The sequence below is a fragment of the Xenophilus arseniciresistens genome, from assembly GCF_028023875.1.
Lineage (GTDB): Bacteria > Pseudomonadota > Gammaproteobacteria > Burkholderiales > Burkholderiaceae_C > Xenophilus > Xenophilus arseniciresistens.
Genome location: NZ_JAQIPB010000008.1, coordinates 183,441 through 205,029, shown reverse-complemented (window position 1 = coordinate 205,029; position 21,589 = coordinate 183,441). Strand labels below are relative to the sequence as shown.

The 21,589-nt window shown below is 62.9% G+C and carries 20 protein-coding genes; 13 read left to right on the top strand and 7 right to left on the bottom strand.

The genetic code is table 11. The annotated features are described in order from the left end of the window. Positions 1 to 95 precede the first annotated feature (95 nt). The 5 genes from guaB to PGB34_RS17295 all read left to right on the top strand — a co-directional run bounded on the left by guaB (position 96) and on the right by PGB34_RS17295 (position 5,682). A complete protein-coding gene (guaB, locus tag PGB34_RS17315) occupies positions 96 to 1,565 on the top strand; it encodes an IMP dehydrogenase (protein ID WP_271429338.1) in 1,470 nt (489 codons plus the stop codon). Positions 1,566 to 1,642: 77 nt separating this feature from the next. Further along, on the top strand, positions 1,643 to 3,259 hold the full coding sequence (guaA, locus tag PGB34_RS17310) for a glutamine-hydrolyzing GMP synthase (protein ID WP_271429337.1): 1,617 nt from the start codon (positions 1,643 to 1,645) through the stop codon (positions 3,257 to 3,259). Positions 3,260 to 3,560: 301 nt separating this feature from the next. Then, positions 3,561 to 4,817, top strand: coding sequence for a tyrosine-type recombinase/integrase (locus PGB34_RS17305; protein WP_271429336.1), 1,257 nt, complete (start codon positions 3,561 to 3,563; stop codon positions 4,815 to 4,817). Positions 4,818 to 4,877: 60 nt separating this feature from the next. Next, positions 4,878 to 5,147, top strand: a complete 270-nt coding sequence (locus tag PGB34_RS17300; protein ID WP_271429335.1) for a hypothetical protein — start codon at positions 4,878 to 4,880, stop codon at positions 5,145 to 5,147. Positions 5,148 to 5,157: 10 nt separating this feature from the next. Continuing rightward, complete coding sequence (locus PGB34_RS17295) at positions 5,158 to 5,682, top strand: helix-turn-helix transcriptional regulator (RefSeq protein WP_271429334.1); 525 nt, start codon at positions 5,158 to 5,160, stop codon at positions 5,680 to 5,682. Between the two features lie 14 nt (positions 5,683 to 5,696). Here the strand turns inward: PGB34_RS17295 and PGB34_RS17290 are convergent, their stop codons facing one another. From PGB34_RS17290 to PGB34_RS17270, 5 genes are all read right to left on the bottom strand, one after another. Beyond that, positions 5,697 to 6,035, bottom strand: coding sequence for a helix-turn-helix transcriptional regulator (locus PGB34_RS17290; protein WP_271429434.1), 339 nt, complete (start codon positions 6,033 to 6,035; stop codon positions 5,697 to 5,699). A gap of 200 nt (positions 6,036 to 6,235) precedes the next feature. After that, on the bottom strand, positions 6,236 to 7,171 hold the full coding sequence (locus tag PGB34_RS17285; protein ID WP_271429333.1) for an HNH endonuclease: 936 nt from the start codon (positions 7,169 to 7,171) through the stop codon (positions 6,236 to 6,238). Positions 7,172 to 7,270: 99 nt separating this feature from the next. Then, on the bottom strand, positions 7,271 to 9,004 hold the full coding sequence (locus PGB34_RS17280) for a UvrD-helicase domain-containing protein (RefSeq protein WP_271429332.1): 1,734 nt from the start codon (positions 9,002 to 9,004) through the stop codon (positions 7,271 to 7,273). Beyond that, on the bottom strand, positions 9,001 to 11,085 hold the full coding sequence (locus PGB34_RS17275; protein ID WP_271429331.1) for an ATP-dependent nuclease: 2,085 nt from the start codon (positions 11,083 to 11,085) through the stop codon (positions 9,001 to 9,003). Before PGB34_RS17275 ends, PGB34_RS17280 begins: the two co-directional genes overlap by 4 nt. 114 nt (positions 11,086 to 11,199) lie before the next feature. Next, positions 11,200 to 11,871, bottom strand: coding sequence for a DUF6988 family protein (locus PGB34_RS17270; RefSeq protein ID WP_271429330.1), 672 nt, complete (start codon positions 11,869 to 11,871; stop codon positions 11,200 to 11,202). A gap of 638 nt (positions 11,872 to 12,509) precedes the next feature. On the opposite strand from PGB34_RS17270, the gene PGB34_RS17265 reads away from it, so the two are divergent. From PGB34_RS17265 to PGB34_RS17255, 3 genes are all read left to right on the top strand, one after another. Continuing rightward, the gene (locus PGB34_RS17265) at positions 12,510 to 13,337 is read left to right on the top strand and encodes a DUF932 domain-containing protein (RefSeq protein ID WP_271429329.1); all 828 of its coding nucleotides are present in this window, start codon (positions 12,510 to 12,512) and stop codon (positions 13,335 to 13,337) included. A gap of 66 nt (positions 13,338 to 13,403) precedes the next feature. After that, on the top strand, positions 13,404 to 15,437 hold the full coding sequence (locus tag PGB34_RS17260; RefSeq protein WP_271429328.1) for a ParB/RepB/Spo0J family partition protein: 2,034 nt from the start codon (positions 13,404 to 13,406) through the stop codon (positions 15,435 to 15,437). Positions 15,438 to 15,498: 61 nt separating this feature from the next. Further along, positions 15,499 to 15,711, top strand: coding sequence for a hypothetical protein (locus PGB34_RS17255; RefSeq protein WP_271429327.1), 213 nt, complete (start codon positions 15,499 to 15,501; stop codon positions 15,709 to 15,711). A gap of 168 nt (positions 15,712 to 15,879) precedes the next feature. Here the strand turns inward: PGB34_RS17255 and PGB34_RS17250 are convergent, their stop codons facing one another. Continuing rightward, positions 15,880 to 16,503, bottom strand: a complete 624-nt coding sequence (locus tag PGB34_RS17250) for a hypothetical protein (protein ID WP_271429326.1) — start codon at positions 16,501 to 16,503, stop codon at positions 15,880 to 15,882. A gap of 944 nt (positions 16,504 to 17,447) precedes the next feature. Here PGB34_RS17250 and PGB34_RS17245 point away from each other — a divergent pair. After that, positions 17,448 to 17,753, top strand: a complete 306-nt coding sequence (locus PGB34_RS17245; RefSeq protein WP_271429325.1) for a DUF736 domain-containing protein — start codon at positions 17,448 to 17,450, stop codon at positions 17,751 to 17,753. Between the two features lie 384 nt (positions 17,754 to 18,137). On the opposite strand, the gene PGB34_RS17240 is transcribed toward PGB34_RS17245, so the two are convergent. Beyond that, entirely contained in the window at positions 18,138 to 18,431 is a 294-nt protein-coding gene (locus PGB34_RS17240) for a helix-turn-helix domain-containing protein (protein ID WP_076841609.1), read from the bottom strand. 224 nt (positions 18,432 to 18,655) lie between these two features. Between PGB34_RS17240 and PGB34_RS17235 the strand changes: the two genes are divergently transcribed. The 4 genes from PGB34_RS17235 (at position 18,656) to PGB34_RS17220 (ending at position 21,359) form a co-directional block, all read left to right on the top strand. Continuing rightward, a complete protein-coding gene (locus tag PGB34_RS17235) occupies positions 18,656 to 19,003 on the top strand; it encodes a DUF2958 domain-containing protein (RefSeq protein ID WP_271429324.1) in 348 nt (115 codons plus the stop codon). Between the two features lie 339 nt (positions 19,004 to 19,342). Continuing rightward, positions 19,343 to 20,125 (top strand): DUF7011 domain-containing protein, encoded by a 783-nt coding sequence (locus tag PGB34_RS17230; protein ID WP_271429323.1) that lies wholly within the window; start codon positions 19,343 to 19,345, stop codon positions 20,123 to 20,125. A gap of 83 nt (positions 20,126 to 20,208) precedes the next feature. Further along, positions 20,209 to 20,499, top strand: coding sequence for a helix-turn-helix transcriptional regulator (locus tag PGB34_RS17225; protein WP_271429322.1), 291 nt, complete (start codon positions 20,209 to 20,211; stop codon positions 20,497 to 20,499). A 26-nt stretch (positions 20,500 to 20,525) separates the two neighbouring features. Continuing rightward, positions 20,526 to 21,359 (top strand): replication initiator protein A, encoded by an 834-nt coding sequence (locus PGB34_RS17220; RefSeq protein ID WP_271429321.1) that lies wholly within the window; start codon positions 20,526 to 20,528, stop codon positions 21,357 to 21,359. The last annotated feature ends 230 nt before the right edge of the window (positions 21,360 to 21,589 follow it).

Sequence of the window (21,589 nt, the reverse complement as noted above, 5' to 3'; positions counted from 1 at the left end):
GGCCGGCGGTGGCCCCACGGGCGGCGGGGCAAGGCCGCGGCGGCAGGCGAATCGCTTGAACCCGTCGCTACAATCCGGCTTTTGGAGCTTTCCCCATGCGCCTTCTCGGCAAAGCGCTCACCTTCGACGATGTGTTGCTGGTGCCCGCCTTCTCCCAGGTCCTGCCCAAGGACACCTCCCTGGCCACCCGGTTCACCCGCAACATCGAACTGAATCTGCCCCTGGTCTCCGCGGCCATGGACACGGTCACCGAGGCTCGGCTGGCCATCACGATCGCCCAGGAGGGCGGCATCGGGATCGTGCACAAGAACCTCACGGCCCAGCAGCAGGCGGCCGAGGTCGCGAAGGTCAAGCGCTACGAATCCGGCGTGCTGCGCGATCCGGTGGTCATCACGCCCGAACACACGGTACTGCAGGTGCTGCAGCTGTCCGAAGAGCTGGGCATTTCGGGCTTCCCTGTGCTCGATGGCGGCAAGGTGGTGGGCATCGTCACCGGCCGCGACCTGCGCTTCGAGACCCGCTACGACGCGCCCGTGACCGAGATCATGACGCCGCGCGCCAAGCTGATCACCGTGCCCGAGGGCACCACGCCCGCGGAAGCCAAGGCGCTGCTGAACAAGCACAAGCTCGAGCGGCTGCTGGTCGTGAACGAGGCCTACGAGCTCAAGGGCCTGATCACGGTCAAGGACATCACCAAGCAGCTCACCTTCCCCAATGCGGCCCGTGATGCGGCCGGCCGCCTGCGCGTGGGCGCTGCCGTGGGTGTGGGCGAGGGCACCGAGGAGCGCGTCGAGGCGCTGGTCAAGGCCGGCGTGGACGCCATCGTGGTCGATACCGCCCACGGCCACAGCAAGGGCGTGATCGACCGCGTGCGCTGGGTCAAGCAGAACTATCCGCAGATCGAGGTGATCGGCGGCAACATCGCCACCGGCGCAGCCGCGCTGGCACTGGTCGAGGCTGGCGCAGACGCGGTCAAGGTCGGCATCGGCCCGGGCTCCATCTGCACCACGCGCATCGTGGCCGGCGTGGGCGTGCCGCAGATCATGGCCGTGGACAACGTGGCCACCGCGCTGCAGGGCACAGGCGTGCCGCTGATCGCCGATGGCGGCATCCGCTACTCGGGCGACATCGCCAAGGCCATCGCGGCCGGCGCCAGCACCGTGATGATGGGCGGCATGTTCGCCGGCACCGAAGAGGCGCCGGGCGAGATCGTGCTGTTCCAGGGCCGCAGCTACAAGAGCTACCGCGGCATGGGCTCCATCGGCGCCATGCAGCAGGGCAGTGCCGACCGCTACTTCCAGGAATCGAGCACGGGCAACCCCAACGCCGACAAGCTGGTGCCCGAAGGCATCGAAGGCCGCGTGCCGTACAAGGGCTCGATGGTCTCCATCGTCTATCAGATGGCGGGCGGCCTGCGCGCGGCCATGGGCTACTGCGGCTGCGCCTCCATCGAAGAGATGAAGAACAAGGCCGAGTTCGTCGAGATCACGGCCGCCGGCATCCGTGAATCGCACGTCCACGACGTGCAGATCACCAAGGAAGCACCGAACTACCGCGCCGAGTAAGCGCCCCATCCAGTCATGCGGGAAGGCCGGTGCTTGCACCGGCCTTGTCGTTCCAGCGAAGCGTTCAGCCAGACACCATGCAACACGACAAGATCCTCATCCTCGACTTCGGCTCGCAGGTCACGCAGCTCATCGCGCGCCGTGTGCGCGAGGCCCATGTGTACAGCGAGGTGCATCCCTGCGACGTGACGAGCGAATGGGTGCGCGAGTACGCCAAGGACGGTTGCCTCAAGGGCGTGATCCTCTCGGGCAGCCATGCCAGCGTGTACGAAGTGGATGACCGTGCCCCTGATGCCGTGTTCGAGCTTGGCGTGCCCGTGCTGGGCATTTGCTACGGCATGCAGACCATGGCGCAGCAGCTGGGCGGCAAGGTGGAAGGATCGCACCAGCGCGAATTCGGCTATGCCGAAGTGCGCGCGCGCGGCCATGTGGACCTGCTCAAGGATATCGCCGACTTCACCACGGCCGAAGGCCACGGCATGCTCAAGGTCTGGATGAGCCATGGCGACAAGGTCACCGAGCTGCCCCCGGGCTTCAAGCTGATGGCCAGCACACCCAGCTGCCCCATTGCCGGCATGGCCGACGAGGCGCGCCATTTCTACGGCGTGCAGTTCCACCCCGAGGTCACGCACACCGTGCAGGGCCAGGCCATGCTCAACCGCTTCGTGCTCGAGATCTGCAAGGCCAGACCCGACTGGGTCATGCGTGACCACATCGAAGAGGCGGTGCAGAAGATCCGCGAGCAGGTGGGCGACGAGGAAGTCATCCTGGGCCTGTCGGGCGGCGTTGATTCTTCCGTGGCTGCGGCGCTGATCCACCGCGCCATCGGCGACCAGCTGACCTGCGTGTTCGTGGACCACGGCCTGCTGCGCCTGAACGAAGGCGACATGGTCATGGAGATGTTCGAAGGCAAGCTGCATGCGAAGGTCATCCGCGTGGACGCCAGCGAACTCTTCCTGGGCAAGCTGGCCGGCGTGAACGACCCCGAAGCCAAGCGCAAGATCATCGGCGGCGAGTTCGTCACTGTGTTCAAACAGGAAGCGGCCAAGCTCAAGGCCGGCGGCCAGGGCCACAAGGGCGCCACCTTCCTGGCCCAGGGCACCATCTACCCCGACGTGATCGAAAGCGGCGGCGCCAAGAGCAAGAAGGCCGTCACCATCAAGAGCCACCACAACGTCGGCGGCCTGCCCGAACAACTGGGTCTCAAGTTGCTGGAGCCACTGCGCGACCTGTTCAAGGACGAGGTGCGCGAACTGGGCGTGGCCCTGGGCCTGCCGCCCGAAATGGTCTACCGCCACCCCTTCCCGGGCCCGGGCCTGGGCGTGCGCATCCTCGGCGAAGTGAAGAAGGAATACGCCGACCTGCTGCGCCGCGCCGACGCCATCTTCATCGAAGAGCTGCGCAACTTCCGCGACGAGGCGTCCGGCAAGACCTGGTACGACCTGACCAGCCAGGCCTTCACGGTCTTCCTGCCGGTCAAGAGCGTGGGCGTGATGGGCGACGGCCGCACCTACGACTACGTGGTGGCCCTGCGCGCCGTGCAGACCAGTGACTTCATGACCGCCGACTGGGCCGAGCTGCCTTACGCGCTGCTCAAGAAGGTGTCGGGGCGGATCATCAACGAGGTGCGCGGCATCAACCGCGTGACCTACGACGTGAGCAGCAAGCCGCCGGCGACCATCGAGTGGGAGTGAAATCAGGTCCTTCGGGGACTATCGCCAGTTATCGAAAATCCGCCGTAACGTATTGATTTACAAGGAAATACGTCGCGGCAGCTATCGGCAGCTATCGCCGGGCAGCGAAACGGATTGACGGTAGAGGTGACGGTAGAAACCGGAGGCCGGATTAAGACCTCCTTGTTTACTATCGAGACCAAATCGGTCTTTGACGGTAAATCACTCCTCTGGAAAGCTTGTTTCATGCGGCTTTCCAGGCATCAGCAGGTCTCCTGACCCCTGACGGTAAAAGCCGTCACGAACAGGAGGAAAAACCTCGATGCTTACCGACACCGCACTGCGCAATTTGAAGCCTAAGTCCTTGACTTATAAGGCTTCTGACCGGGATGGAATGTACGTGACGGTATCGCCCACCGGTACCGTCACCTTCCGCTACGATTACCGTCTCAACGGCCGCCGCGAGACCCTGACCATTGGCCGCTACGGGCCGGCGGGTATTTCGCTGGCGATGGCCCGCGAAAAGCTCCTGGATGCCAAGAAGGCCGTCGCCCAAGGCAAGTCTCCGGCGCATGAAAAACAGCGCGAGAAGCGCCGCCTGACCGCCGCCAAGAACTTTGGCGACATGACCGCCCAATGGCTGGCCGGCGCCAGGATGGCCGACAGCACGCGGGCGATGCGCAAGAGCATCGTCGATCGGGACATCCTGCCGGCCTTCCAGAATCGCCTGCTCAATGAAATCACCGCCGATGACTTGCGCGCCTTGTGCGGCAAGGTGAAGGGGCGCGGGGCCCCAGCCACTGCGGTGCATGTCCGCGACATCGTGAAACAGGTCTATGCCTTCGCCACCCTGCATGGGGAGAAGGTGGACAACCCCGCGGCCGACGTGGGCGCGGCCTCGATCGCGACCTTCGTACCCAAGGACCGTGCCTTGTCGCCGCTGGAGATTCGCCTGATGTCGCGGCAGATGGAGTCGGTGGCCACGTATCCCACCATCCGTCTGGCGCTGCGCATGATCTTGCTGACCCTGGTGCGCAAGAGCGAACTGATCGAGGCCACCTGGGACGAGGTCGATTTCGAGAACGCGACCTGGACCATTCCGAAGCAGCGGATGAAGGGGCGCAACCCGCATGTGGTCTACCTGTCGCGCCAGGCGCTGGACATCCTGGTGGCGCTGCACACCTGCGCGGCCGGATCGAAGTTCGTGCTGCCGTCGCGCTACGACTCAGACCGCTGTATGTCCCACGCGACCCTCAACCGGGTCACGCAGATCGTGGCGCAGCGGGCCAAGGCAGCGGGCCTGCCGCTGGAACCGTTCACTGTCCACGATCTGCGCCGCACGGGCTCGACGCTGCTCAACGAGATCGGGTTCAACCGCGACTGGATCGAGAAGTGCCTTGCGCATGAGGAGGGGCGATCCTCGCGTTCGATCTACAACAAGGCCGAGTATGCCGAGCAGCGGCGCCACATGCTGCAGGAGTGGGCCAGCATGGTCGATGCCTGGATCGACGGGCAGACCTACGTGCCGAAGCTGATGCCAGACAACGTAGTCGTGCCGGTGTTGAGTGCAATGGCCTGAAGTAGTGGCCAGGTTGTCACTTGACAACCTGGCCGATCATTCCCATACTGGAGACTGTTGATGGCCCGTTCCTCTCATCCGAAGAAGGAGGTCGAGGAAGCACTCAAGCATGCCGAAGGGCAGGGTTGGCGCGTGGAAGTCGGCGGCAGCCACGCCTGGGGGCGGATTTACTGTCCGTACAACGACGCGGAGTGTCGTTGCGGCGAGTTCTGTATCACCAGCGTGTGGAGCACGCCCAAGAACCCAGGGAACCACGCGCGCGCCTTGCGGCGCGTCGTGGACAACTGCACGACGCACCGCAAGCAGCAGGAAGAGGCCGCCGACGCCTAGGAATAGCGCGATGGAATACACCTTTACTCTGAAATACCAGCTTGCCGACGATGACCGTGACGCGGATGCGCTGGTCGAGCGCCTGGGCGAAGCCGGCTGCGACGATGCCCTGGTCGGCATCGGGCAGCCAGGGCGGCTTGCGCTGGAGTTCACCCGCGAGGCGGACAGTGCGGACGCGGCGGTGCGCAGCGCGTTGGCCGACGTGCTGCGCGCCGTACCGTTGGCCAGGCTGATCGAGGTCGCGCCGGATTTGGTCGGGCTGACCGATGTGGCCGACATCGTGGGCGTGTCGCGGCAGAACATGCGTAAGCTGATGCTGGCCCATCCGGGCAGCTTCCCGGCGCCGGTGCATGAAGGCAGTGCGTCGATCTGGCATTTGGCGGATGTGTTGGCCTGGCTGCAGGCCAAGGGTAGCTATACGCTGCCCGGCGATGTTCTGGAGGTGGCCTGCGTTGCCTTGCAGGTCAATGTGGCCAAGGAAGGGCGGCGGCTATCGCGTTCGGCTTCCAAGGAGTTGGAAGCTCTTGTTGGATGAGGCTGGCGCCAGCCTCATCCCTGGCCGGAACCCACCCTAACAGGGCGGGATTTTCGTAGGTGGACATCCGGCTTGGTGGCGCCGGCGCGAGGGGCTTGCTTGCGTTCGTCAATCCAGGCCTCGACCTCGGCCAGGTCCCACACCACGCAGCGTGGTGTCAGATTGAAGCGCCGTGGAAACTCACCGCGGCGCTCCATTTCGTAGATCGTCGTTTCGGCCAAGGGGACGACCTGCCGCAGTTCGTGGCGGCGGATGGTGCGGCGGAAGGGCAGAACGCCGTGCTTCGGGAACTGTGGGAGATCGCCGTAGGCGTTCGAGGCTGGCAAGGGGAGGGCTGCGGGTTGCGGGCGCATCCCAGCACCGCTATCTCGGTCGAGTTTTCCTGACTGTTTGTTTTCCATGTCGAACTCCGTGATTGTTCGGCGATGCATGGATTGCCACCGCATGACGATATGGTGGCTTTCATTGGCTATCGCGGAAACTCACAGGAGCGTAGAGAGGCGTGCCAGATACAAATAGACAGACAGCGGGGAGAGCATGAGTCCATGCTGTGCTATTCGATCAGGGCTGAATTGCGCGCTGATTGACTGGCGATCGCGGCTTTCATCTCGGCGACGGAGTATGGTGGATCTCTTCTATGGACGACGTGATGGCATGTTGCGCAGAGCGGTATCAAGTCGTGTATAGGGTTCACCTGATATGCCTCTCCGATGGCTGACAGCGGAGTAACGTGATGGACGTGAATAAGGTCTGCACCTAGTGACCCGTATTTATCCTCATAGTTCAGGCCGCATGCTTGGCAAGTTGACCCATAGTGGGCAAGGCAAAGCTCGCGGGCTGTAGCGTTTCGCTCGTAGACCGTCAACTCGACCGTCTTCGAAGCTCCTTCAGAGAGCGCCGATTCGTATGTGCCGTCGCTGGTTGCTGATGCTTTCACGAGGGATGGGGGGAGCACTCCGTGCACAAACTCGCCCGCGACTCCGGTGACATTCGCTTCCCACACGCCCCATTCACCGATGGTGAGGCTCGACTTTGGCGGGTTCTTGTGAAGACGCGATAGCATCTGCCCAGTTATTGGGTCGCGCCACAACTCCTGCATGTCGGTATTCCGTTCGTGAAGATACCAGGCAGGCCACTCTCCCAATTGGCCTATCCATGACTGGCCTTTCACGTAGCTTCTTTGTGCGAGTTCCAGGCATTCATCCGGTGTGGGGATGGCAATGGATATACGAAAGGGAGGCGGCGGTTGATTTAGCGGAGGAGTGAGATAGACATAGTTTTTTGCCTTCTTCACGAGCGTCCAGCCCCTTCGTGGGAGGATGACGCTCAGTGTTAGGGCGGCGCCGAACCGATAGGTCGATGGTCCATATTTCTTTGGCGCCTTGCCATTCGGGACGACTTCTATTGTCTGGAGTGGCCAGCCCGGCGGCGTGTGGTTGTTCGCGGCGGGTTCATCGAGCTCGAAATTTTTTTCGTCACGCGGCTTCATCCGGCTGTCTCCCTTTGTGATGGCGTTCGATGGACCGTGCGGTTCGCTGGCGGGCACCGCGGTGCTCATTCCAGAGCGCGCAGCTGTCGAGTACGAATCTCATGTCGCAACAGCAAGTTCCTCGACGTTGTCTTCTCCAAAAAGATGTTTCACCGTAGCGAGAGCCGTGTCTGGCATAGTTTGCGTGGCAAGCACAGCGAGCCGCGTCATGGGTCGGGAGATGGACACGTAAAAGAGGTTGCGGGCACGATAGAAGCCCTTTGTATTCTTGCTGTTCAGCGCCTTTGTCTTAACAAGTTCTAGTAACTGTGGCCAGTTGTAGTGGTTCCATCCACCGCCAAGTACAACGAGAACGTTCTCGAACTCAGCGCCTTTGACGCTATGTTGCGTCGCGAAGGAGGTCTGCTTCTCAATGAACTTGACTACCTCGATGACCTCTCGATAGGGAATGTTCCGTAGCTTGCTATACCGTTGGAGTGCGGACGCATCTTCAGGTATTGGGTTGTCGTTAAGTGCTCTCAGTTCTTCGTCACGTCGCAACAGACGATCCGGTGGGGATGGGCGTTTGGTTGCTTTCAAGTGATCGATAACTTGTCCTATCGTACCTTCCGTGCGCAGCTTCTGTAGCGCATCCAGGTCGCGACGCCAGTCGGCTTTGTCTTCATGCTTGGTCATTGCAGGGCCGGAGCCGAACGCCCTGAACATATCGCCGTAGCGAGATGCACCGTAGGCCGCACACATGGGTTCAACGACTTCCGCAAAAAACTTGATCGCTGGATCTTCTTTTTTTGTGAAGAGGTCGGTGCGGCCCTTGAATACCTCAGCAATAGTCGGATATCCCTGTTCTGCAGCCAGAACGTTGTGAGTGAGCATAAGCACTTTCGTCTTGCTCATGTCCCATCCTTCGGCTTTCAGCCGCAGCATCAAGGCTTCTCGAGTGCTTCGTGCCAAATCAGGAAGAAGATCCTCTTTGGAGTGCGTGTCATTGGTACGCTCTCCCTTATAGGCGTTAGTGTGAAAAAACCTGGCTTCACCCTTTGCGTCTGGGTCATGGACTGCCTGATGCAGTTCAGGACGCAGCTTGTTAAGCACATCGACTACGGCGGGCACTGAACGAAAGTTCGAGCCTTTGGCAATCTCTTCAATCGGGTACTCTGCGAGCTCGTATTCACTTCGATAGATGGTTTGCCAATGGTCCCCAAAGAGGCCAACTAGGGGCCCTGTGGCGGGTCGCAAGAAGTTGTCTGTAACCGCCTCCATGAATTGGCGATGGGTATCTTGATACTCATCGACGAAAATCACTGGAAATTGCTGGCTCAAGATGCGTCGAAACTTCTCCTTGCACAGAAGTTTGGCCATCATCTCTGGAATGTCGTCGTGACTTAGCGTGATTCTGTCGGTATCGACGCCGAAGAAACCCAAGTCATAGTCCACCGGCTTTGTACCGACACCTCCGCCTTCTTCGACCTTCTCTTTTCGATCATCCATTTCTGCCACAAGGTCACGCAGAGCCTTCTGAAATTGGCGTAGAAACGCCCAGGAGAATCCGTGGATAGTATCGACAAGAATGGCGGGATGATCCTCAATTTCCTGGGCAATCTCGTTTCGAGCAACCTCAGTGTAGGTGATGCAGGCGACCTTCTGCCCAGCTTGAACCAACGCCGGGCCGCGCTCCGCGATCAGCCGCTTCAGCGCCGCGACCAACGAGTACGTTTTTCCAGCGCCTGCGCCGGCTTCAAGTCTGAAGCTGCGACCTGCATCAAGGGCCTCATTGATCTTTCTCTGGGCCTCCCGTGCCGCGACAAGTGCGGGATTCTCGATAGGCTCGGTCATGCCGGCTCCCCAATGCTTGGCGCTTCTGCGTTCAGTTCCGGCGGAGGAGGGGGCTTGGACAGCCATTCGAGGCCTTCCCGGATATACCGTGGTACGCCCCATTCTTTTTCGCGAATCGCGAACCGCAGAGCCGTATCCGCCTTTGCGAGCCCTTTCGCGATATCCCAGGCCTCAGTAGCCTCGTCCTGCTCCTTTGGCCATTCAAATCGATCGGGATTCGCGAGGACGAGTGCATCTTCATAGCTGCGCGCGCATGTGACTGTCTCAGGTTTTTCTGGAATCTGATAGGCAATGCGGCGGTAGCCGCTTAGCTTCTCCTCAGGAGTCTTGGCAAGAAGCTCGGCGGGTGTGATTTGCCAGCCTTCCTTTTCCTCGGTGTCTACGGGTCGGAACCATTCCTTGATGGCGGCATTCGAGGTCCGCTGTCCTTCAGCCACGGGACATTTCTCCCACGTAGTAATTGCAATTCCTTTCTTGTTTTGCTTCTCCACAGGTCTGGTGGAGTCCAAGTCTGTGACGACCAAGGTCTTCAGCTCAAGGAAATCAAGCAACGGGTAGAAAATGTGCGCGTAGGCTCCGCCGACCTCGACACAGGTCACGTACTGCCTGGCCAGTTTGTGTTTGTCGTCGAGCGACTTGTCGACGAGTTCGCACAGACGCGGCATCAGCAACCGTTCTGTAGTTCCCTCTACCATGATCGCCTTGTCGGCAAAATAGAGGTCACACTTGGTCAGTGTCATGTACTGATGCAAGAAGTCTTGATCGTCGGGGGAAATGGTAGTCATTCCCTTTTTAAAATCTTTGACCTTGGTCTGCCGCGTGCTCGCCTTGTCAGGTGACTCGTTCAGGAAGTAGCGTACTGCCTCGAACGATGCTGCGTTCGCGACATGCGGCGAATGCGTCGTAATGACAAATTGCACTTTCCACGCAGGCTCATCGGGGTAACTGGCAGACAGTTTGCCAATGGCGATGTTCAGTTGGTTGATGAAGACTTCCTGCATCTGGGGATGCAGATGCGCTTCTGGCTCTTCGATAAATAAAAGGTGTGTGACTGGACGGGTCGCTTTTGCGCGGTAGGTCTTGTGGTAACTCTCAAGCTGCAAAAGCATATAGATGAGATTGCGGGTACCCAGGCCGTTGTAGCCTTCGGGTAAATGCACGCCATCAGTGCCTGTGTAGACCACTTTTGTATGGTCCGAAAGAAGTGCCTCAACGTTTAGCGAAGTTTCTGGCCGAAGTTCGGTATCGTTGAGACTCGGGAAGCCCAGTACTTCCATCGTTGGCAGCAGCTTTTTTAGCATCTCGTCGAAATCCCCTTGAACATTCCGTTCAATATCTTCGACGGATGACTTCAGCTTGGCGGCCAGTTCTTGATCTGCCGCCGCAGCCGTTGGAGCCGTGGCCGTCTTGAAGAGAGTGCTGAGTAATTTGCCAATGACATCTGCATCGCCATGCTTTGCATGGTCAAGAGTACGCTGTGCGCGGACAAAGTTGCATTGCACCAGGGCGGCTAGTGCAGCCGTCCCTTCAAAGTCGCGCCGGTTGGTGTTGTCCGTCGGATCAATCGCGCAAACTCGAATGCTGTACGCCTTCGGTAGAGTTTCGCGCAGCGAGCGCAGGAAATGCGCATTTGGCTCGACTCCCTCTGCGGGGGAGGGGACATCGAGCAATGTATGGAGTGTTGCCAATGTGGGTCCATACTCGACGCGTGCAACGGCCCTGGTGGATGCAACATCCAAGTCGATGACGAATGGAGCGAGCGGTCCCAAAATCTGCGCCGCGCTGTCATAGGCAAAGGTTAGAGTAAGAGTAATGGTTGGCAGCGCGGCGAGAACTTCCTCCGGTTTCGCATTCTCTTCCCTTAATTTCCTGGCATTGAAAAACTTGCTGCGTGATACTGCAGAAAAGTCTTCCAATCGGAATCGGGCCCCGGTTTCACCGGTAAAGCGATCAAATATGTCGGTGAGGGAAGTCTTTCCGCTATTGTTTCGGCCCACGATCACCGTGGAATTGGGTTCCAACATGATCTCGACATCTTGAAGAAGTCGAAAACCTTCGACCCTGACTTTCTCAATCCGCATTCTTGCCTCCCCAAGTTGTGTCAATGAGTAAGTGAAGCATATCCGTGATTTGGGTCGCCCGGTCATCTGCCCCTCGTCCACTAACCGGGCAAGGGGCGTCACAAGATGCCCCGTTCACGGTCTCAGCAGATCCGGGAGGCAATCGGCGAAGGCTGGCTGGATCATGCTTACCGGCTTGGCCACGGCTTCGTCGCCGGTAAGGACTGCCATCGTCATGCCGGTCATGGTCACCAGACCGTTCGAACTGCGCAGCACCTGTAGCGCAAGATCAACCGGAAAGCCCTCTGCACTCCGCCTTAGTGGATGAATGCCGCCATGCACGAATGAGTTCATGGCGTGCCAGGTCACTTCCTTGAAGTGCGTCAGCATCTGATGCGCGGCTGCCGGCGCACCTTGTCCCACCCGGTTGCCAATCTGTTCGATCATCTCGCTGGCGCCGGGGAGATTCTTGGCGGCCTGTTCGCTCTCCGGGGTCAGGGGAGCCATGAGCTTATCGATCGCGGCATCGCTGGCGGCATAGAGCAGCCACATTCCCCGTGTCAGGGCCTCGAATTGCAGCCGCATGAGGCTGACGGCCGAGGTGGGTAGTCGCAGCGCCATCAACGCGCGTAGTGCAACCGCATGCTCCTCCGCGACCAGGCACATGCCCAGAGCCACTTCCCCGCGTGGCGAACCGTCGAATTCAGCGTCACCTAGCAGTGCATTCAGCCGTTCATGCAGGGCGTTCGAGCGTTGGAGCATGTGCTGCAAGGGATCGTCGGTGTGGATGGCGGTGTTCTCCTGCATGCCGACATCGTACGGTGACGCCGTCCGCGGGGCGTCCCCGGCCATGGCATGGCCGGTCGTGCTGTCGTGCTGAGCATCGAACCCCCTGCGGGGTTTCGCCCCATTCGGGATTCCATCGTTCCCTCGCTGCACTCGGCTGACGCCTTCGGCCCGGCTCGCTGATCCGGGCCTGCGCGCTGCGCTTGCCTCCAGGGGATCGGCTATGCAGCCCATCCCCGCCGCGCTGGGCTTGGCGCCCCTGGGATACCGCCGAACCGGCCGCGCCGGATGGGCCTTCGCGCCTGCGGCGCTGCGCGCTTCGCTTGCGCGGGGTCGGCGTGAAGAGCGGGCCGTTGCCTGTCCAGCCATCTTTCCTGAATCCGTCACCTTGCTCGCGACTGTAGCCCGCGGCCGGGTGCCGTCAAGGCGCGCCAGGCCGTGTCCTCGCTGCGCTGCGGGCCGCACCTACCTGGCGCTTGCTCCCTTGACGGCACCCGGCCGCGCGCTCCTGACCGTCGCGGGCGATGAACTCAGGAAAGACGGTGGCAACGAGGCCAACCGGGTTCTTCGTGCCGCCCCCACCGGAAGCCCGAAGAGGGCTCTGAATCTAGGAATCCGGTGAGGCTTTTTCAACAGCCAACTTTGTCAGGAGAAATGCCATGCAACTCGCATCCCGTTTCGCACCGCGTTCGCCGGTGCTGCGTTCGGAATCCCCCTTGTCGGATGACCAAATCCGAGCGGTGGTGCCGTCCATCTTCGCGGACGCCCCGCACGAAAGCCGCTCCGAGCGGTACAGCTACATCCCCACGGCGGCGGTGCTGACCGAGCTTCGCAAGGAGGGTTTCCAACCCTTCATGGTGTGTCAGACCCGCGTGCGCGATGAAGGCAAGCGCGAGCACACGAAACACATGCTGCGCCTGCGCCACGCCAACCAGATCAACGCGCGCGAGGCCAACGAAATCATCCTGCTGAACTCGCACGACGGGACGAGCAGCTATCAATTGCTGGCGGGCATGTTCCGCTTCGTTTGCCAAAACGGCCTTGTCTGCGGCGACACCGTGGCCGATGTGCGCGTGCCCCACAAGGGCGATGTGGCCGGGCATGTCATCGAAGGCGCTTATCAGGTGCTGGATGGTTTCGAGCGTGCGCAGGCATCGCGCGAATCCATGCAGGTCATCACCCTGGACGACGGCGAATCGAAAGTGTTCGCCCGCGCCGCGCTGGCCCTCAAGTACGACGACCCGGCCAAGCCCGCGCCCATCTCGGAATCGCAAATCCTGATGCCGCGCCGCTTCGACGACCGCCGCCCCGACCTGTGGAGCGTGTTCAACCGCACGCAGGAGAACCTGACCAAGGGCGGATTGTCTGGCCGCGCCGCCAATGGCCGCAGGCAGCAGACCCGCCCCGTGCAGGGCATCGATTCGGACATTCGCCTGAACCGTGCCCTGTGGCTGCTGGCCGATGGCATGCGTCAGCTCAAGGCCTGACCCCTCACACGAAGGGGCGCGGCCCCTCCATTCCTTGCCTGTATCTCTTTTGATTGGAGTCCCATCATGAACGCCATTACCAACACCGAAGTCCAAGCCGTCAACACCGCAGCGAACGTGCTGCAAGCCGCCGACCCGAGCAAGCACATGATTCTGGTTCCGCTATCGCGGCTGGTGCTGCGCTCCACGGGCCGCAATGTGCGCAAGACCCCGCGCATGTCCATTCCCGAACTGGCCGCATCCATCCAGCGTGTGGGCCTGCTGCAAAACTTGATTGTGATTCCCGCCGCCGATGGCGTGCACTACGAGGTGGTGGCCGGTGGCCGTCGCCTCGCGGCGCTCAAGCTGCTGGCGAAAAAGCACCGCATCGCCAAGGATTGGCAGGTGCCTTGCCTGCAAGTGGCCGATGGCACGGCCCGCACAGCCAGCCTCACCGAGAACGTGCAGCGCGAAGCCATGCACCCGGCTGACCAGTTTGAAGCCTTCGCGGCGCTGGTGGCTGAGGGCCGGCCCATCGAAGACATTGCGGCGGATTTCAGCGTCACGCCGCTGGTGGTGCAGCGTCGCTTAAAGCTGGCGAACGTCTCGCCCCGGCTGATGGACGATTACCGCGCCGATGCCGTCACGCTCGATCAGTTGATGGCTCTGGCCATCACCGACGATCACGCCGCGCAGGAGGCCGCGTTCTACGATGCGCCTCAGTGGCAGCGCAGTCCATCCACGCTGCGCGAGCGCCTGACCGAGCGCGAGATTGGGGCCTCGCATGCGCTGGTGCGCTTCGTCGGGCTGGACGCCTACGAAGCCGAAGGCGGTGGCATCCGCCGCGACCTGTTCGCAGAGGGCGATGCGGGCGTGTACGTGTCCGACACCGTGCTGCTGGACACGCTGGTGCGTGAGAAGCTGACCGGAATTGCCGACACCATCCGCACCGAGGGCTGGGCCTGGGTGGATGCCACCCCCGCCATGACCCATGCCGACCTGCAAGCCTTCCAGCGTGCTCCGAGGGAACGGCGCACGCCGAACAAGCGCGAGGCACAGCGCATCGAGAAGCTGCAAGCCAAGATGCAGGGCATCGGCGAAGCCGTGGATGCCGCGATGGACGCCGACGACGAGGACAAGGCCGAAGCCTTGGAGGAGGAGGGCGAACGCTTGGGCGAGCAGTTGCAGGCGCTGGAAGATGGTTTGCTGGGCTACGGCGCGAACGTCCGCGCCGCCGCCGGCGTCATCGTCACCATCGACCGCAATGGGGAGGCCGTGATTCATCGCGGGCTGCTGCGCGAGGCCGAGGCCAAGGCGTTGCGCACGCTGGAAAAGCTGCGCCAAGGTTGTGCCGATGGTGAAGGTGCGAACGTCGAGGACGGCGAGACAGCAGAAGAAGCCCAAGCTCCCGCCGTGTCCGACCGGCTGGCGCAGCGCCTGAGCGCGCACCGCACCGCCGCGCTGCAAATCGAGGTCGCCCGGCATCCGCAAGCGGCGCTGGCGGCGCTGGTGCATGGCATGGTGCAGAGCGTCTTGCAGGGTCGCTACTACGGGCACGACATGCCGATGGGGGTTCGCCTCACCGTGCAAGACCGGCTGGAAGGCATGGCCCCGGACTGGCCGGAATCACCCGCCGCCCTGGCGCTGCGCGAGATGCAGCAGGCATGGGGCGACAAGCTGCCCGAGGACAGCGCCGCACTGTTCGCCGCGCTGCTGGCGATGGAGCAAGGCGAGCTGGTCCAGTTACTGGCCGTGTGCGTGGCGGGGGCGGTGGACGTGGTAACTCCGCGCGCCACGCTGCACCAGCCCGGCGCGGAGCTGGCGCAGGCCGTGGGCCTCGACATGGCCGCATGGTGGAAGCCGAGCGCGGAAGGCTACTTCAAGCACGTTCCGAAGGCCGCGATCCTGCAAGCCGTGGGCGAGTTCGCGCCGGATCACGTCAACCGGCTGGGCAAGCTCAAGAAGGCTGACATTGCCAGCGAAGCCGAGCGGCTGGCCGGTGGCACGGGCTGGATGCCTGCCATCTTCAAGGCCGAGGGGCCTCAGGAGGCCGCATCGGAGGAAGGCCCGGAAGAAGCCCCCGCCGTGGTGGATGAAGCGGCCGAAGCGTTGGCCGCTTGACGCTCGATACAGACCAACGCCCCGGCCCCGGCCGGGGCGTTGGCTTGCAGGAGCCAGACCCATGCCTACTACCGACACTACGAGCCGCACGCGGATGGCGGCGATCTATGCACCGAGCACGGTGCGCGCCCGCCGCTGGCACGGCGCCGGCGACGTGCGAGGTTACCGTCCGCCCTCAGGCTGGACGGCCCGCGTTGACCTCACGGACGTTCACCCCATCACGGGCCGCGCCCAGGCGCGGGCCGTGTGGTGGATCATCGAGACGAAGGACTGACGCCAGCACCCGGCCCAGGCCGTTTCGGCCTGGGCCGGGTTGATTCAAAAATCCGGGCGCGGCGGTGGCCGCGCCCGGTGTCGAACCCCGAAGGCCAGCCAGAACGCCGCCGCCTTCGCTTTCGATTCGGTTGCGGCGTTGGTGCGTCGCTCGATGGCGACGGCCCGATCACACCTTGATCGGGCCAAACATCCCCGTGTAGATCAGCGTTTCCCAAACCTTCTTGATCCCCTGTCCGGTCTCCTGGCTCACAAACAGCGACGACCTGGCGCCGTGAGGGGCGCCCAGGAAATACGAACGCATTGACTCCCAGGTCTCCGCGACCTGTGACCAGGTCCAGCACGGAACTTCTTTCTCCAAGATCAGGGGCACAGCGATAGCCAGGGGGATCATCTTGTCCATCGGCAACGGCTCTTCCCAGTTGCACTTGACCAAGATTGGGGTGGCCTCCGCGTTGTAGAACTGAACATCCAGCTTCTCTGCCGTGATGTATGCGGCGTGATGGCGGGGAAGGGCGCGAACGGAGTCCAGGATCTCCTTGCCATCGCCGTAGGGGCAGGTAATGAAGCCGTGGGCGAAGTACCGCGTGTGATCGAGGCCCTTGTAGCCGCAGCGATCGCTGGGGGTGGTAACGGGATGGCGGTCATCGTGATTGCGTACCAGCGGGTGCCATGAGGGATATCGGTCAACTACCGGCCCGAGTTCAGTCACGATGTCTTCTAGCGCCCTTTTGCTCCGGAGGCGCTGCGATTCGTCCGCATCCCGAGGGCGGGGGACAAGGTACTTCTCCACCTCTTCGTATCCTGCTTGTGCTGCTTCATCTGCTCGGAACGCCATGATTCACCTCGCTTTGCTGTGTTGTGCGTGAATTTATTGTGTTACGCATGAAATGTCAATATTGTGCGTAAATTGATTGATTCATGGTGGTTGGCGGTTCGTAGTTCGACAACCATGAGCGTGCCGGCGCAACGCGCCGTCGGGCTCTCGGGCTGCGCCCCGTGCCGACTTCGCTGTCACGGCCATTCGGCTTCCATCCCTCACGCCTTCACGCCTGCGGCGCTGCGCGCTTCGCTTGCCTCCGGGGGACAGTCCCGCGGACTCTCCCCGCCGCGCATGGCTTGGCGCCCCTCGATACCGCCGAACCGGCATGCGCCGGATCGGCCGGGCCAGCGCCCCGCTGCGATGGACGGGGCGCTGGCGAACACGCCGGCGCTTGCTGCGGCAGGTTGTGCAAATGCGTGCTGTCCTCAACGCTGGCGGTTCCTGCCCATCACGTCGCGAAGGACGATTGACGCCAGTTCACGTCATCCCCGCCCGGCATCGCCATGGAGTTTCCACGCCACGCCTCAAGATCGGCGCCGCAAGGTGGGGCGGGGGCGTTCTCGCCTGTCGTCGGGGGGTGACCTGGCCCGCGTTAGTGGGCGAGCCGGCGCAGCCTTCGTGCGGGGATGCCGAGCCGGCCCCGTCTCCTTGCGGTGCGGTTCGGCCCAAGGCGTCCTTGTGTTGTTGTGAATCCTGGCGGTGGCGCGGCTGCGCCTCGGGCTTCATGGCTGCAACCGTCCGGCGAAAACAATTTCCCCTCTGCTGCGCAGATTCCTCGCGCGACAAATTCTTTTCGCCTCCCGGCTCTCCACTGCGTTGCGACCGCAAGCGGTGCAGCCCGCCCGCCCCCGCCGGCCGGATCACAACAAGGACGCGATGGGCGCGAACCTTGTTCCACCAAAAGGAGTTTCATTATGGCCAACATCGGCACCTTCACCGCAGACAAAGACGGCTTCACCGGCACACTTCGCACCCTGACGCTCAACGTAAAGGTCAAGCTGGTGCCCAACGACAAGGGCGACAACGAGAAGGCCCCCGACTTCCGCCTGCAGGCCGCCAGCCACGACATCGGCGCGGCGTGGAAGAAGACCAGCGAAGCCGGGCGGGAGTACATCTCCGTGACACTCGACGATCCGTCGTTCCCGGCCACGGTCTACGCCCGCCTGATCGAGGGCGAGAACGGCACGCACGACCTGATCTGGTCACGCAGCAAGCCCTAGGCGGCATGACCGCCGCCCGCAGCGCCCCGCCACACGGCGGGGCGCTGCGCTGTGGGTTCGCCCCCCAACGCGGCAGCAGGTCGTGGCCCATGGCGGGCCGTGTCTTCCTGTTCCTCCTGTCTAGAGGCAGCGTCTGCAGTGGTTGTCTGGGCCTGGCGTGTCGGCGCGGTGCGCCGCCGGGCTTTGCGGGCTGCGCCCCGTGCCGTCTTTGCCGTCACGGCCATTCGGCTCCAATCCCTCACGCCTTCGCGCCTGCGGCGCTGCGCGCTTCGCTTGCCTTCGGGGGAAAGCCCTCCGGGCTATCCCCGCCGCGCAGGCTTGGCGCCCCTGGAATACCGCCGAACCGGCTGAGCCGGATCGGCCTTGCCAGCGCATGCGCACACGCTATGGCGTGCCACCCTTCTTCGTCACCGTCTCCAGTTCCTGCCGCACCTGCGCCAGCAACTGGTCGGCCTGCCGCAGGTCGTCACCGGCATAGGCCAGCGTCAGCAGCGTGAGCGGGTGGACCTCCATGACCTCGCACAGTTCGGCCAGCTTGTTCAGCGTCGGGCTTTTCATGTCCCGCTCCAGGGTGCTCATGTAGGTGCGGCTGGACACGTCGGAGAACGCCTCCTGGCTCAATCCACGCGCTTTCCTGATGGTCTTTAGTGCCTCCGACAATGTATGTTTCGCTGCCAACCCTGGATCTCCCCAAAATCCAAGATGACAGTCGATTGCGCTCTATAGGGCTACAATCTATAGTGTTCATTCATGCCGGCTTGCCGCTTTTGTGCTTTAACGGAAATCCGCATCCACGGCTTCGCACAGAAGCGCAAAGCCGCTTGCGTGTTTTTCCTCCAATCCCCCGATTCGTTTCTGTGCTTTCACGCTTCGGCGGCTTTGTGCGAATGAGGGGGTAACCCGTGGACCGACTCATCACCGAGGACGAGCGCAGGCAACTGCTGGACCACGGCGCGGCACGTGTCGCTGGCCAGGCCATCGACCCGCAGCCGGTCGTGCGGCTCTTCACCCCGGACGCGCACGCCACCTGGCTGCTGGCTTCGCTCAGCCCAGCCGATGGCGACACGGCCTATGGCTTGATCGACCTGGGGATCGGCATGCCGGAGCTGGGCGAGATCAAGCTGTCCGACCTCGCGTCCATCGTCGGGCCGCGGCAGCAGCCCGTGATGCGGGATCGGTATTTCCGGGCGGCGCGCTCCCTGTCGGAGTACACCCGGCTGGCCCAGGAGAACGGTTCCATCTTCGATTGAGCCGTTCGCGCACGGCCAAGCCGTGCGCATTGAGGCTATTTCGGACTTGTTCCAGGCCTGTCAGGCCTTAGTCGGCACTGTTCACCAAATCAGTGACACTCTTGCGAAACCAGCCATGACACAGCGCGCGTCATGGGGCACGGTTGATGGCGCAGGAGGCGCATTTCCTCGCGCGCCACCGTCGCATTCAGACGATTCGCACAACGCACAGTATTGCTTTTCGTCTTGACACGCAAGTTACCAATCTGCCAGCTTATTCACGATTGGATGCTGGTTTGATGTGGTGACGTTTGCGTGTGCCTGTGGCGGCTTTCCTGCGGTTCCAGGGGAGCTTGCGTCATGGCCGAGCCGCACCATCTTGCGCAGTGGTATCCCACTGCGGCGTATCTCTATGTCCTGTGCCTGGACACCCTTGCCCTGGCCTGGGAGTACCTGCGCCGCCATCCCGACTACCAGCTCGACTGGCTACGCCACCATCGCCGGCGACCAATGCATCCGGTCGCACAAAACGCGGCGCATCGCTGGGGCCTGCGCCTGCTGGAAGACCCGGTCCTGGATGCGCGCGACGCGCATCCGGCCTGGCTGCCTGGCCACGATGCCGTGGTGCAGCTCCATCCCGACACCGATCCGCCGCCCGATGCGGCGGCCTTCGCGTTCTGGCACATCCCCGGCCACAAGCAACTGCTGCATGACGGCAAAGGGCTGGCGCTGATCGCCCATAGCCCCGGCCATTGCGCGCGCTTCGCGGTGGCGCCCGGCCTGGAGGACGGCATGGCGGTCGCCTATGCCCGTCGCGGAGGTCGCGGCAGTGCTGCGCCTGCGCGCGACTCGGCATCCATGCATGCAGCAAGGCCCCGGCCACCGCCCGCCGCCTTGCTGGAGTTGCACACCCTGCAGGCGCTCGACGCGACCCTGGCGGGCGCGTCCTTGCGCGAGATGGCCGAAGGTCTGTTCGGTGCCGATGCCGTGGCCACCGACTGGCATGCCGATGGCGACCTGCGCGCCCGCGTGCGCCGCCTGGCGCGCCGGGGCGATGCGCTGATGCGCGGCAGCTATCGCCGCCTAGCACAGCTCCCCCCACTTGAGAAGGGACGTTTTGAAGAGGACGCAAAACGTCCCTGAGCAGCGAAGCTTCGTTTTCTGAGACTGCCTCCATCTGGTTGCGCTGTGTGGCCGGAACTTTGAAAGCTATGGAGGTCCCCCCCATGCGTCCTGCTCCTTTGCGGCCTGCCGCCGCTCCCTCAATCGCTTCGACGGCTGCCGCGCAGCCGCAGCGCTATCTCACCAACGACGAAGCCGCCGACTATCTGCGCCTTTCGCCGCGCACGCTGGAGAAGCAGCGCGTGCTGGGTGGCGGCCCCAAGTTCCGCAAGTTCGGCCGCCGCGTCATGTACGCCGTGGCCGACCTTGACGCCTGGGCCGCCGAGCGCAGCTTCGACAGTACCTCCGATCCCGAGTACGCCGAGCACCATGCGGCGGACAGCCGTGCGCGCTGATCTCTGGCGCGCGGGTGGCCTTCGCCATGTCCAGCGCTCCAGGGGCAGTCAGGCAAGAACGCGAACAGCTCGACCTGTTCCGCGCCTTGCCGGGCGACATGGCGCCGCGCGACAGCCAGGACCTGATGGCCTTTCCGTTCTTCTCGCTGGCGAAGTCGCGGCGCACGGCGCCGATCGACTTCCAAGCCAGCGGCGTAACGATCCGCGTGGAGGGCACGCAAGAGCACGGCATCGCCTCGATCTGGGATGCGGATGTGCTGATCTGGGCGGCCAGCCAGATTGTGGAGGCACGCGACGCGGGCTTGCGCCCGTCGCGGCTGATGCAGGCCACGCCCTACGAGATCCTGCGCTTCATCGGGCGCGGTACGTCGCTGCGCGACTACCACCGCCTCAAGGCGGCCCTGGATCGCCTGCAGTCCACCACGGTGGCCACGTCCATCCGCGAGACCACGGGAAGGCGTCTGCACCGCTTCTCGTGGATCAACGAGTGGAAGGAGCTGGCCGACGTCCGCGGCACGCCGCTGGGCATCGAGCTGATCCTGCCGGACTGGTTCTATGGCGGCGTGCTGGATTCGGCACTGGTGCTGACCATCGATGCGGGGTATTTCCGGCTCACGGGTGGCATCGAGCGCTGGCTGTACCGCCTGGTGCGCAAGCACGGCGGGCGCCAGCCCGGCGGCTGGCAGTTCGACTTCCGTCACCTGCACCGCAAGTCGGGCAGCACGGCCAAGCCCTACGACTTCGCCTGCGACCTGCGCGCGCTGGTGGCGCGGCAGTCGCTGCCCGGCTACGTCCTGGGCATCGAGCGGACGGACGGGGCCGAGCTGCTGACGTTCCGCCCGGTGCGTTCCGTGCCGTAGGCGGCACGGGGATAAACGGTGCGAAGCCTGTGGACGGGCTCGTGCTATCAGGCGTGCCGGGTCTCGTGCTATCAGGCGTGGGACTATCGTGCTATCAGGCGTGTCCATCGCCCGCCAAGCCAATGCTGGCGCGGGTTTCGGCCTCCCTTAACTTCCCTAACTTAAATGCTCTAACTTTTAGTAGAAGCGCTGCGCCACGGTGGACAACCGCCGCGCGGGCAGAAACGCAG